The 12,842-nt window shown below is 55.8% G+C and carries 8 protein-coding genes; 7 read left to right on the top strand and 1 reads right to left on the bottom strand.

Annotated features, from left to right (window positions below):
* The first annotated feature begins 29 nt into the window (after positions 1–29).
* Both yhdP and tldD read left to right on the top strand, forming a co-directional pair.
* Positions 30–3,836 (top strand): AsmA2 domain-containing protein YhdP, encoded by a 3,807-nt coding sequence (gene yhdP, locus ACSPHG_RS21455; RefSeq protein WP_435955526.1) that lies wholly within the window; start codon positions 30–32, stop codon positions 3,834–3,836.
* Positions 3,837–4,031: 195 nt separating this feature from the next.
* The gene (tldD, locus tag ACSPHG_RS21450) at positions 4,032–5,477 is read left to right on the top strand and encodes a metalloprotease TldD (protein WP_435955525.1); all 1,446 of its coding nucleotides are present in this window, start codon (positions 4,032–4,034) and stop codon (positions 5,475–5,477) included.
* Positions 5,478–5,599: 122 nt separating this feature from the next.
* Here the strand turns inward: tldD and aaeR are convergent, their stop codons facing one another.
* Positions 5,600–6,538, bottom strand: a complete 939-nt coding sequence (gene aaeR, locus ACSPHG_RS21445) for an HTH-type transcriptional activator AaeR (RefSeq protein WP_435955524.1) — start codon at positions 6,536–6,538, stop codon at positions 5,600–5,602.
* A 180-nt stretch (positions 6,539–6,718) separates the two neighbouring features.
* On the opposite strand from aaeR, the gene aaeX reads away from it, so the two are divergent.
* From aaeX to ACSPHG_RS21420, 5 genes are all read left to right on the top strand, one after another.
* A complete protein-coding gene (aaeX, locus tag ACSPHG_RS21440; RefSeq protein ID WP_435955523.1) occupies positions 6,719–6,922 on the top strand; it encodes a p-hydroxybenzoic acid efflux pump operon protein AaeX in 204 nt (67 codons plus the stop codon).
* 7 nt (positions 6,923–6,929) lie between these two features.
* A complete protein-coding gene (gene aaeA / locus ACSPHG_RS21435; RefSeq protein WP_435955522.1) occupies positions 6,930–7,862 on the top strand; it encodes a p-hydroxybenzoic acid efflux pump subunit AaeA in 933 nt (310 codons plus the stop codon).
* 11 nt (positions 7,863–7,873) lie between these two features.
* Entirely contained in the window at positions 7,874–9,835 is a 1,962-nt protein-coding gene (gene aaeB, locus ACSPHG_RS21430; RefSeq protein ID WP_435955521.1) for a p-hydroxybenzoic acid efflux pump subunit AaeB, read from the top strand.
* Between the two features lie 125 nt (positions 9,836–9,960).
* Positions 9,961–11,238 carry a trypsin-like serine protease gene (locus ACSPHG_RS21425; RefSeq protein WP_435955520.1) on the top strand — a complete coding sequence of 426 codons (1,278 nt, stop codon included), beginning with the start codon at positions 9,961–9,963 and terminating at the stop codon, positions 11,236–11,238.
* Between the two features lie 131 nt (positions 11,239–11,369).
* The gene (locus ACSPHG_RS21420) at positions 11,370–12,824 is read left to right on the top strand and encodes an NAD-dependent succinate-semialdehyde dehydrogenase (protein WP_435955519.1); all 1,455 of its coding nucleotides are present in this window, start codon (positions 11,370–11,372) and stop codon (positions 12,822–12,824) included.
* The last annotated feature ends 18 nt before the right edge of the window (positions 12,825–12,842 follow it).

The following is a 12,842-nucleotide window of genomic DNA, read 5'->3' as shown; positions in this document are numbered from 1 at the left end:
CTTGCCGTAAGGCAGACAAGGAGAGATATGTGAGGCGACTGCCCGGCATTCTGCTGCTCACAGGCGCAACGCTGATTGTTATCGTCGCACTGCTGGTGAGCGGCCTGCGGCTCGTTTTGCCGCATCTGGATGCCTGGCGCCCGGCGCTGCTCGACAAGATTGAGTCGATGACCGGCACGCCGGTGGACGCCAGCCAGATTCAGGCAAGCTGGCAGAATTTCGGCCCCACGCTTGACGTTCGCGATATCAAAGCGGGCCTGAAAGACGGCGGTGAGCTCAGCATCAAACGCGTCACCCTGGCGCTGGACGTTTGGCAAAGCCTGCTGCACGCCCGCTGGCAGTTCCGCGATCTCACCTTCTACCAGCTTCACATGCGCACCAACACCCCGCTGAGCCAGAACGGCAGCGACGGTAAGCTCGAAACCGGTAAAATCAACGATCTCTTCCTGCGCCAGTTCGATCATTTCGATCTGCGCGACAGCTCGCTTAGCTTCCTGACGCTCTCCGGCCAGCGCGCCGAACTCGCCATTCCCCAACTGACCTGGGTTAACGCCAAAGACCGCCACCGCGCCGAAGGGCAGGTAAGCCTGTCGAGCTTTAACGGGCAGCACGGCGTGGCAAACGTCAGGATGGATCTGCGCGACGACAACGGCCTTCTCAATACCGGCAAGGTGTGGCTGCAGGCGGATAACGTCGACGTTAAGCCGTGGCTTGGCCGCTGGATGCAGGACAACATCGACCTGCAAAGCGCCGAATTCAGCCTTGAAGCCTGGATGGACGTCAAGGCGGGCGACATCGCGGGTGGCAACATCTGGCTTAAGAAAGGCGGCAGCAGCTGGAAGGGCGACCAAACCACGCATCACCTGTCCGTCGATAACCTGATGGCGCACGTGGACCGCTCGGCGACGGGCTGGAATCTGGCGATTCCGTCCACCAATATCACGCTTGATGACCAAACCTGGCCGAAAGGCTCCCTGACGCTCGCATGGATAGGGCCTCAGGACGTTGGTGGCAAACAAAGCCAGCGCAGCGACGAACTGCGCGTTCGCGCAACGAACATGGAGCTGGAAAGCTTCAACGGCCTGATTCCAATGACCGCCAAAATTTCACCGAACCTGAATGAAATCTGGAATACCCTGAAGCCAAAAGGCCATATCGACGTGCTGGCGGTAGATATCCCGCTGCAGCAAACGGAAAAAACGCGCATGCAGGCGCGCTGGAAGGACCTTAGCTGGAACCAGTGGAAGATGCTGCCGGGCACCGAGCACTTCTCGGGTTCGGTTACCGGTAGCGTTGAGCACGGTCAGCTTACGGCGCAGGTCACAGATGCAAAGATGCCGTATGAGACGGTGTTCCGCGCCCCGCTGGAAATTGAACGCGGCGTTGCCACGCTTGAGTGGCAGAACAACGCGGCAGGCTTTCAGCTGGACGGAAAAGACCTTGATGTCAAAGCCCGTTCGGTCTGGGCGCGCGGCGATTTCCGCTACTACCAGCCCGAAAAAGGCGATCCCTGGTTAAGCATTCTGGCCGGTATCAACACCAGCAACGGCGCGGATGCTTGGCGTTACTTCCCAGAAAACCTGATGGGCAAAGCGCTGGTGGATTACCTGAGCGGCGCGATTCAGGGCGGCCAGGCTCAAGATGCCACGCTGGTCTACGGCGGCAACCCGCACCTTTTCCCCTACAAGCACAACGAAGGGCAGTTCGAGGTATTCGTACCGCTGCGTAACGCGAAGTTTGCCTTCCAGCCGGACTGGCCCGCGCTCGAGAACCTCGACATACAGCTCGACTTTATTAACGACGGCCTGTGGATGAAATCCGACGAGGTGAAGCTCGGCGGCGTGACCGCCCGCAATCTCACCGCCATCATCCCGGATTATTCCAAAGAGAAGCTGCTGATTGATTCCGACATTAGCGGGCCTGGCAGCGCCGTCGGGCCGTACTTCAAAGACACGCCGCTGGATGATTCCCTGGCCGCAGCCCTCGATGAACTCCAGATTGGCGGCGATGTGAATGCTCGCTTACATCTTGATATCCCGCTGGATGGTGAAATGACCACGGCGAAAGGCGACGTGGTGCTGAATAACAACACGCTGCTGATCAAACCCCTTTCCAGCACGCTGCATAACCTGAGCGGGAAGTTCAGCTTCGTGAACGGCGATTTGCAAAGTGAGCCGCTGCGCGCCACCTGGTTTAACCAGCCGGTAAATATTGATTTTAATACCAAAACCGGTGAGAAAGACTACCAGATAGGCGTCAATCTCAACGGCGACTGGCAGCCGGACAAAACGGGCGTGCTGCCAGAACAGATCAACAAGGCGCTGAAAGGCAGCGCGGCGTGGAAAGGCGTGGTGGGCATCACGCTGCCTTACCGTGGTAGCCCGACCTACAAGGTAGATCTGGACGCGGACCTGAAGAATGTAAGCAGTCACTTACCTGCGCCGGTCGACAAAGCTGCGGGCAAGCCGCTGCCGGTGAAAGTGGCGGTAAAAGGCGATCTCAAAGGCTTTAATCTGACCGGCAGCGCCGGGGACTCCAGCCGATTCTCCAGCCGCTGGCTGCTAAATAAAAAGCTGACGCTCGACCGTGCTATCTGGGCGACGGACAGTCATACCGTTCCTCCTTTACCCGAGCAGCCGGGGCTGGAGCTGGATCTGCCCGCGATGGATGGCGCGCAGTGGTTAGCGCTGTTTAGCGGGAGCGCAACCTCCGGCGTTAGCCAGTCGGCGGCGCTCCCGTCGAATATTACGCTCAGAACGCCTGCGTTAACGCTTGGCGGACAGCAGTGGAACAACCTCAGCCTGGTGTCGCGAGCGACGCCAACCGGCACGCAGGTTGACGCCCAGGGCCGCGAAATCAACGCCACGCTGAACATGCGCGATAACGCGCCGTGGCAGGCGGCAATCAAGTACCTTTATTTCAACCCGGTCTGGAGCGTGGTGAATTCCGATACGCCAGCCAGCGGCAAATCGCCTTTGGCTGACAATGACGCGATTAGCTTCCGCGACTGGCCCGACGTGCAGCTGCGCTGCGCCGAATGCTGGCTGTGGGGCCAAAAATATGGCCGCATCGATGCTGATATGGCTATCAAAGGCCATACCCTCAAGCTCAATAACGGCCTGATCGATACCGGATTTGCCCGCCTGACGGCAGACGGGGAATGGGTTAACAGCCCGGCGGACATGCGCACCTCGCTGAAGGGCAAGCTGAAGGGTAAAAAGCTGGATGCCGCGACCAACTTCTTTGGCGTTAAAACGCCTATTCAGGGCTCGTCGTTCGATGTCGATTACGATCTGCACTGGCGCGCCGTGCCGTGGAAGCCGGAAGAGAAAACGCTTAACGGCATCCTGCATGCCCGCCTGGGCAAAGGGCAAATCGCCGATCTTGGCACCGGCCATGCCGGGCAGCTGCTGCGCCTTGTCAGCTTTGATGCCCTGATGCGCAAGCTGCGTTTCGACTTCAGCGATACCTTCGGCGACGGTTTCTATTTCGACTCCATTCGCAGCACGGCGTGGATCAAGGATGGCGTTCTGCATACCGATGACACGCTGGTGGACGGCCTTGAAGCCGACATTGCGATGAAAGGCTCCGTGGATCTCGTCCGCCGCCAGCTCAATATGGAAGCCGTAGTTGCGCCGGAAATCTCCGCAACGGTCGGCGTGGCCGCCGCCTTCGCGGTGAACCCGATTGTCGGTGCCGCCGTGTTTGCCGCCAGCAAGGTGCTTGGGCCGCTGTGGAGTAAAATCTCCGTGCTGCGCTACCACATCACCGGGCCAATCGACAAACCACAAATCAACGAAGTGCTGCGCCAGCCGCGCGTCAAGGAAGCTAAGTGATTTGACGCGGGCAATTAATTGCCGCAAGCTCAATAGATATGCCCGTCATATTTCAAGCCTCTGGCGCGTTGGCTGCGCTCGTTCACCCCGGTTACATATTTTGTATGTTCCGGGGGACTCACGAGCTTGCCGCCTTCCTCAGACTTGAACTATTTAGGGCACCTCGAAATGGTCTGTAATAAGAGTAGCGAAACGATGAGTCTGAACCTGGTAAGTGAGCAGTTGCTGTCTGCGAATGGCTTAACCCATCAAGATCTGTTTTCCATTCTCGGGCAGCTGTCCGAGCGTCGGCTCGACTATGGGGATCTCTATTTCCAGTCCAGTTATCACGAATCCTGGGTTTTAGAAGACCGCATTATTAAAGATGGTTCTTACAACATCGATCAGGGCGTAGGCGTTCGCGCGGTTAGCGGCGAGAAAACCGGCTTTGCCTATGCCGACCAAATCAGCCTGCTGGCGCTTGAGCAAAGCTCCCACGCGGCGCGCAGCATCGTGCGTGAACAAGGCGATGGCAGTTCGCGCACGCTTGGCGCGGTGCAGCACAGCGCGCTGTACACCAGCGCCGATCCGCTGCAAAGCATGACCCGCGAAGAGAAACTCGACATCCTGAAACGTGTGGACAGCGTAGCGCGCGCTGCGGACCCGCGCGTGCAGGAAGTTACCGCCAGCCTGACCGGCGTGTATGAACTTATTCTGGTGGCCGCTACCGACGGTACGCTTGCGGCGGACGTTCGCCCGCTGGTGCGTCTGTCCGTCAGCGTCCAGGTCGAAGAGGACGGCAAGCGCGAGCGCGGCTCCAGCGGCGGCGGCGGTCGTTTTGGCTATGACTACTTCCTTGAAACTATCGACGGTGAAGTGCGTGCCGATGCGTGGGCAAAAGAAGCCGTGCGTATGGCGCTGATCACCCTGTCTGCCGTTGCGGCACCTGCGGGTATGTTCCCGGTGGTGCTCGGCGCGGGCTGGCCTGGCGTACTGCTGCACGAAGCGGTGGGCCACGGTCTGGAAGGCGATTTCAACCGTCGCGGCACGTCGGTATTCAGCGGCCAGATGGGCCAGCTCGTTGCCTCTGAGCTATGCACCGTTGTTGATGACGGCACCATGGCGAACCGCCGTGGCTCCGTGGCCATCGACGATGAAGGCGTGCCGGGCCAGTACAACGTGCTGATCGAAAATGGCATCCTGAAAGGCTATATGCAGGACAAGCTGAACGCGCGCCTGATGGGCGTTGCGCCTACCGGCAACGGTCGCCGCGAGTCCTACGCGCATTTGCCGATGCCGCGCATGACCAACACCTATATGCTGGCGGGCAAGTCGACTCCGCAGGAGATCATCGAATCCGTTGAGTACGGCATCTACGCGCCAAACTTCGGCGGCGGCCAGGTGGATATCACCTCGGGCAAATTCGTGTTCTCCACTTCCGAAGCCTATCTGATCGAGAAGGGCAAGGTGACTAAGCCGGTGAAAGGGGCAACGCTTATCGGCTCCGGCATCGAAACCATGCAGCAGATTTCAATGGTCGGAAACGACCTGGCGCTGGATAACGGCGTTGGCGTCTGCGGCAAAGAAGGCCAGAGCCTGCCGGTTGGCGTTGGGCAGCCTACGCTGAAAGTCGATAACCTGACGGTTGGCGGCACCGCTTAAAGTTCGGATTGTCGGGTGGCGGCGTACGCCTTACCCGACCTACATCCGGGGGGGGCTGATTCTATTCGTAGGGTGGATAAGCGAATGCGCCATCCACCAAAAAATAGCCGGATAACGCCCGGCTATTTTTCTTTTCCCCGCCCGTTTCTTTCCCGCACGCCCTGATACAGCTGGGCCACCTTCACGAAATACTCCGTCAGATAGTTAATACACACCTGCACCTTTAGCGGCAGCTTGTCCTTTTCGGTGTACAGCGCGTACACCGGGCGTGGATCGGACTGATAGCGCGGGAACAGGATCTCCAGCTCGCCGCTGTTGATCTCGTCGATCACCCACATCAGCGGCACGTAGGCGATGCCTGCCCCGACCTTCAGCCAGCGGGAGAGGGTCATCGGGTCGTTGGTCACAAACCGCCCCTGCGGGATCATGCGCGTGGAGATACCTTCCGGGGCGATCAGCTCGAATTCGTTGTCCGGGCGGACGCTGTATTCCAGCCACGAATGGTTCGCCAGATCCGCCGGTTTTTCCGGTATGCCGTTTTGCTGGAGATAGCTTTTCGAGGCGCAAATCACCATCGGCATCGACCCAAGCCGTTTGGAGAACAGGCTGGAATCCTGGAGCGCGCCGACGCGGATCACCAGGTCCAGGCCATCGGCGATTAAATCCGGGGCGGGGATGCCGGTAACCAAATTTACCGTCAGCCCCGGGTACTCTTTGAGCATCTCCGCCGTCATGTTGGCGAGGACATTCTGTGCCATGGTTGAAGAACTGCCGATGCGCAGGGTGCCGATAGGCGTGTTGTTAAACGCGTAAAGTTGTTCATGGACTTCCTGAGCTTCATGCAACATCTTGCGACAGCCGAGGTAGTAAATCTTGCCCGCTTCGGTGAGGCCAATGCTACGGGTGCTGCGGTTTAACAGCTTTACCTGCAGTTCATCTTCAAGCTTAGAAACCGTCTGGCTGATGGACGATACGCTCATCTGTAGTTGCCTGGCAGCGGCGGTAAAAGAGCCCAAATCGACGACTTTGGCAAAAACCGACATGCGTTTAAGTCTTTCCATTGTTCACTCTGAGTTAAAAGTGATTTAGATCACATATTATAGATAACAGGGTAACAGTTACGTTAATATATTATTATTAGCACAGCCTACACCGCGCTCTCGCCTGCCGTTCCCGGCAACTTTAAGTCGCGGATAACTGTCCAGGGACTGTGTCACCTGCACTATCCTAACAAGGTTAACATGAGTTTATTTCCGGTTATCGTGGTATTCGGTCTTTCCTTTCCACCGATATTCTTTGAGCTGATTATTTCGCTGGCCGCTTTCTGGCTGGTGCGCCGCCTGCTGACCCCGACGGGGATCTATGACTTTGTCTGGCATCCGGCATTATTCAATACAGCGCTTTACTGCTGCCTGTTCTATCTCATCTCGCAGCTGTTCGTTTGAGGTTGATGTGAAAACACTGACAAGAAAAATGACCCGTACCGCCATCACGCTGATTCTTGTGCTGCTGGCCTTTATCGCAATCTTTCGCGCCTGGGTGTTTTACACCGAGTCGCCGTGGACGCGTGACGCGCGCTTTACCGCCGATGTCGTCGCTATCGCGCCTGACGTTTCCGGGCTGATTACCGCCGTTGAGGTGCATGACAACCAGCTGGTTAAGAAAGGCCAGGTGCTGTTCACCATCGACCAGCCGCGCTATCAAAAGGCGCTGGAAGAAGCGCAGGCCGACGTGGCCTACTATCAGGCATTGGCGAGTGAAAAACGCCGTGAGGCTGGGCGCCGAAATACCCTTGGCGTGCAGGCGATGTCGCGCGAAGAGATCGACCAGTCAAACAACCTGCTGCAAACCGTGCTGCATCAGCTGGCGAAAGCTGAGGCAACGCGCGATCTGGCGAAACTCGACCTCGAGCGTACCGTTGTTCGCGCCCCGGCCGACGGCTGGGTGACTAACCTCAACGTTCATGGCGGCGAATTTATTACCCGCGGCTCGCCGGTCGTTGCGCTGGTGAAGCAGCATACGTTCTACATCCTTGCCTACATGGAAGAAACCAAGCTTGAGGGCATTCGCCCGGGCTATCGTGTGCAAATCACCCCGCTGGGCAGCAACCGCGTGTTGCGCGGTACCGTGGACAGCATCTCCGCTGGCGTAACGAACGCCAGCAGTACCAGCGATGCGAAAGGGATGGCGACGGTAGATTCCAACCTTGAGTGGGTGCGCCTGGCACAGCGCGTGCCGGTCCGCATTCATCTGGACGAACAGCAGGGGAACCTCTACCCGGCGGGTACTACGGCTACCGTCGTCGTGACCGGAGCAAAAGACCGCGACACCGAGCATGACTCCGTATTTATGAAATTCATGCATCGTCTGCGTGAGTTTGGATAAGCCAGGCGACTATGTATTCTATTTCCCGACTGCATCTGCGCTTTGCATTCAAGCTGGCGTTTGCCATCGTGCTGGCGCTGTTTGTCGGCTTCCACTTTCAGCTGGAAACGCCTCGCTGGGCGGTTTTAACCGCCGCGATTGTGGCCGCTGGCCCGGCGTTTGCCGCAGGCGGCGAGCCGTATTCAGGTGCCATTCGCTATCGCGGCATGCTGCGCATCATCGGTACGTTTATCGGCTGCGTGGCGGCGCTGGTGATCATCACCTCGATGATTCGCGCACCGGTCGTGATGCTGCTGGTGTGCTGTATCTGGGCGGGCTTCTGTACCTGGATCTCTTCACTGGTGAAAGTCGAAAACTCCTACGCCTGGGGTCTTTCCGGCTACACTGCGCTAATTATCGTCGTCACCATCCAGATGAACCCGGTCACCACGCCGCAGTTTGCCGTTGAGCGCTGCAGTGAAATTGTCATTGGTATCGTCTGTGCGATCCTTGCTGACCTGCTGTTTTCCCCGCGCTCCATCAAACAGGAAATTGACCGCGAGCTGGATAATCTGCTGGTGGACCATTATCGCCTGATGCAGCTGTGCATCGCGCACGGCGACAAAGAAGAGGTGGATAAATCCTGGAGCGGCATGGTGCGCCGCACCACGGCGCTTGAGGGAATGCGCAGTAATCTGAAGATCGAGTCCGCGCGCTGGGGCCAGGCCAACCGCCGTCTTAAGGCGATTAACTCGCTGTCGTTCACGTTAATCACCCAGGCCTGCGAAACCTTCCTGATTCAAAATACGCGCCCGGAATTCGTCACGCCGGAATTCAGAATGCTGTTCGAGATGCCGGTAGAAACGGCGGCAGACGTTCACAAACAGCTGAAAATGCTAAGACGTTTTATCTCTTCAACCGGCGAAAAGAACACGCCAATCACTATTAGCTCGTGGGTTGGTGCGGCTACCCGCTTCCAGCTGTTAAAACGGGGCGTGATTACCAACACCCGAATCAACGCGGTTGAAGAAGAGATACTGACTGACGAAGTGGTCATTAACGTGCAGTCCGCCGAGCGCCACCACGCGATGATCAACTTCTGGCGCACCACCATTTCCTGCCTGCTGGGCAGCCTTTTCTGGCTGTGGACCGGCTGGACGTCGGGCAGCGGGGCGATGGTGATGATCGCCGTCGTCACCTCCCTTGCGATGCGTTTGCCCAATCCGCGCATGGTTTCGCTCGACTTCCTCTACGGGATGCTGGTGGCGCTGCCGCTGGGCGCGCTTTATTTCCTGGTCATCATTCCGTCAACGCAGCAAAGCATGCTGCTGCTGTGTATCAGCCTTGCGCTGCTGGGCTTCTTTATTGGTATTGAGGTGCAAAAACGGCGGCTCGGCTCAATGGGCGCGCTGGCCGGGACGATTAACGTTATCGTGCTTGATAACCCGATGACCTTCCACTTCAGCTCCTTCCTGGACAGCGCGCTGGGTCAAATCGTCGGCTGCTTCCTGGCGATGATGGTGATTTTGCTGATTCGCGATAATACGCAGGAACGCACCGGGCGCACGCTGCTTAACCAGTTCGTTTCGGCGGCGGTTTCGGCGCTGACGACGAATAAGAATCGTCGCAAAGAGAATCACCTTCCGGCGTTGTACAGGCAGCTTCAACTGCTGCTAAGCATGTTCCCAGGTGATATCGATCGCTACCGCCTGGCGCTGACGCTGATTATTGCTCACCAGCGCCTGCGCGATGCGCCAATTCCGGTAAATGCTGATTTATCTGCCTTTCACCGCCAGCTGCGCAACACCGCAGACCGGGTGACATCGGCCTCCAGCGACGATAAGCGGCGACGCTACTATAAACAGCTGCTGGGCGAACTTGAGATTTATCAGGAAAAATTAAAGGTTTGGGATGCGCCGTTACAGGTGACCGAACCGGTAAAAAGGCTGGCGGATATGCTGCATAAATATCAGCACACATTGATAGATGCCTAATCGATAAAAATTAATTCAGGGAATCCATATTTAAAACTCAAGACACGCGCTGTAATTTAAACGTAGAATTAAGGCTGATGAAGACATTCATCAGCCTTATTTATTTGTCAACATGGAGGTTTAGAATGAATATAAAGCTGGTTTTTGCGCTGGCGGGAATTATTACTACTGCTGCACAAGCCGTGGTGATTAACGAACAGGTGTTTATTAAAAACGGCGGCGATATTAATCGCATGCAGGACACCTTAACGAAGGGTTATGAGCCTTTACGTCAGGCCACCTACCAGCAGCCTTTTCATTTAGTTGGGATGGTCACAACCGTAGGCTGTACTGGAACCTGGCTAGGTGAGAGTGAAGATTATACATGGGTACTGACTGCTGCTCACTGCTATGGTAACTGGGAAAGCACCAGACCGATTGGAGAAAGCTTTAGTACCAACACGCCTACAGGTTCAGTCACCTGGGCTGAGGGAGAGAGTTACGTCTACATTCCACAGGAGCGGCTGGAAACAGGCAGCGGTGGTTCGGATATTGCTTTAGTTAAAATTCCTACTATTAAATCTATGGTAGACAGTAATAATAAAGCAGGGGTTCAACCTGTTATTTATGATAATAATAATGTCTTAAATAAGAATGTTGAATTCGCAGGATATGGATTTTGGGGCGTAGGCAGGGACGTAAGCGGTAACTATGTCCCAAGGCCTCTACCGCGCCGTGCGTGGGGAATGAGTAAAATTACAGAGGTCAGTACAGAAAACAATTTACTCATGACAACGTTTGAGCCTTCTGGCGAAACAGATTTATGGGCACGTCCAGACAGAATGGACAGTGGAAGTGCATGGTGGCAGGATCATAACGGTATGAAGATGATTATTGCTACCACGCGTGGACCCATTTCATGGGAAAACAGTGATATTACCGAAGGCGTCGCCCTTGCTAAATACGCTAAATGGATTCAATCCATCTATCCTGGCGCGCAACTTTTCACTCAGCAGAAATTTAAATGGGGTGGCAATGACAGAAAAGCTGAAATTAATAGCATTTTTGAATACAGTAACCCTTACAATCATGAAACTGAATACTTTAAGCTAACTCGACTTGGTGGGGACCTACGCTATTGGTATTTCCCGATAACGAAGAAAAATAATACCTGGTGGACCTATCTTGGTACGAATAAGTCTCGTGCAGCGGGCAATGCTAAAATGTTAGATCTTTATAAACATTGGAGTGGCAAGGATAAGACGGGTAAATTGGGTGACATGTATATTTATTTGAATCCTTATAATGGTGATACGGAAATTTTTTCACTGAATAGCGTGGATTCGACTGGTGGTTATGGTTATTTCCCAACCAATAAAGGCGACAATAAATATTGGAGTTATATGATGGATCTGAAATTCTAACATTCCCTCAATAACATTTTATCAACGCGCCTCCGGGCGCGTTTTGACAATATGAGCGTTTCAAATTCGCAGCCGTTATGATGTGCTAACCTTATTTATAGCGTTTACATCCCTTTAATAAGGAGAGCACTATGTCTGCAGCAGAACTCCAACAAAGCGAGCTCTTTAACACCGGCTATCTGATTAACGGCGAATGGCATAAGTCCGACAGCACCTTTGACGTGCTGAATCCCGCCACGGGCGAAGTGATAGCAAAGGTCGCAAAGGCAGGAAAGAAAGAAACGGAAGAGGCGATTGCCGCTGCCGCTAAGGCTTTCCCCGCGTGGCGCGCAAAAACCGCCAAAGAACGTTCCGCCCTACTTTATCGCTGGTATGAGCTGATCGTTGAAAACAAAAGCTGGCTCGGACGTTTGATGACCGCCGAACAGGGCAAGCCGCTTAAGGAAGCGGAAGGAGAAGTCGACTACGCGGCGAGCTTTATCCAGTGGTTTGCCGAGCAGGCTAAGCGAGCCAACGGCGAAGTCATTCCGCCAGCGAAAGCGGGCTCGCGCATTTTCGCAACGCGGGAGCCTGTGGGCGTGGTGGCGGCCATTACCCCGTGGAACTTCCCGATGGCGATGCTGACCCGCAAGCTCGGCCCGGCGCTTGCCGCGGGCTGTACCGGCGTTATTAAGCCTGCCAACAATACCCCCTTATCGGCCTTTGCATTGCTGACGCTGGCAAAACAGGCTGGCATACCGGACGGTGTGCTCAACGCGGTTGCGGGAAATACGCAGGAAATTAGCGACGCTATCATGGCCAGCCACGAGGTGCGCAAAATATCCTTCACCGGCTCCACCGCCGTCGGTAAAACGCTGGTGCGCAACGCCGCAGAAACCATGAAAAAGGTTTCAATGGAGCTGGGCGGCAACGCTCCGTATATCGTTTTTGACGACGCCGACATTGATGCCGCCGTTAAAGGCGCAATCGCCAACAAATTCCGCAACGCGGGCCAGGTGTGCGTGAGCGTTAACCGCTTCTTCATTCAGGAGGGGGTTTACGACCAGTTCGTCAACAAGCTGGCGGAAGCGGTCAAAGCGCTGAAGGTGGGGAACGGCATGGATGAAGGCGTCGTTGTCGGGCCGCTTATCGAAAAATCTGCCGTAGATAAAGTCCGTGAGCACGTCGAGGACGCCGTTGCCAAAGGCGGCAAAGCGCTGGTGGGCGGTAAGAGCCACGAGCTCGGCGGCAATTTCTGGCAGCCTACCGTCATCATCGACGCGAATGACGATATGAAACTGGCGCAGGAAGAAACTTTCGGCCCGCTCGCCGCCTGTTTCCGCTTCAAAACGGAAGAAGAGGCCGTTGAGCGCGCAAACAATACGCCATTCGGTCTGGCCGCTTACTTCTATACTCAGAATTTGCAGCGCGTGTTCCGCGTTTCTCAGGCGCTTGAAAGCGGCATGATCGGTATTAACGAATGCGCGGTATCAACCGAGCTTGCGCCGTTTGGCGGGGTGAAAGAGTCCGGGCTCGGCCGCGAAGGCTCCGTGCTGGGGCTGGATGAGTTTCTGGAAGTCAAAACGCTGCATATCGGTGGCCTGTAAATCAACAGCGTTGCGGTT

This window comes from Dryocola baronae, assembly GCF_051297175.1.
In the GTDB taxonomy this organism is placed as follows: Bacteria; Pseudomonadota; Gammaproteobacteria; order Enterobacterales; family Enterobacteriaceae; genus Dryocola.
Note: the sequence above shows the minus strand (reverse complement) of the source record. Positions and strands in the feature narration are given on the sequence as shown.

Coding starts and splice junctions, on each gene's coding strand:
- tldD (WP_435955525.1), top strand. CDS start 4,032: ATGAGTCTGAACCTGGTAAGTGAGCAGTTGCTGTCTGCGAATGGCTTA.
- aaeR (WP_435955524.1), bottom strand. CDS start 6,538: ATGGAAAGACTTAAACGCATGTCGGTTTTTGCCAAAGTCGTCGATTTG.
- aaeX (WP_435955523.1), top strand. CDS start 6,719: ATGAGTTTATTTCCGGTTATCGTGGTATTCGGTCTTTCCTTTCCACCG.
- aaeB (WP_435955521.1), top strand. CDS start 7,874: ATGTATTCTATTTCCCGACTGCATCTGCGCTTTGCATTCAAGCTGGCG.
- ACSPHG_RS21425 (WP_435955520.1), top strand. CDS start 9,961: ATGAATATAAAGCTGGTTTTTGCGCTGGCGGGAATTATTACTACTGCT.
- ACSPHG_RS21420 (WP_435955519.1), top strand. CDS start 11,370: ATGTCTGCAGCAGAACTCCAACAAAGCGAGCTCTTTAACACCGGCTAT.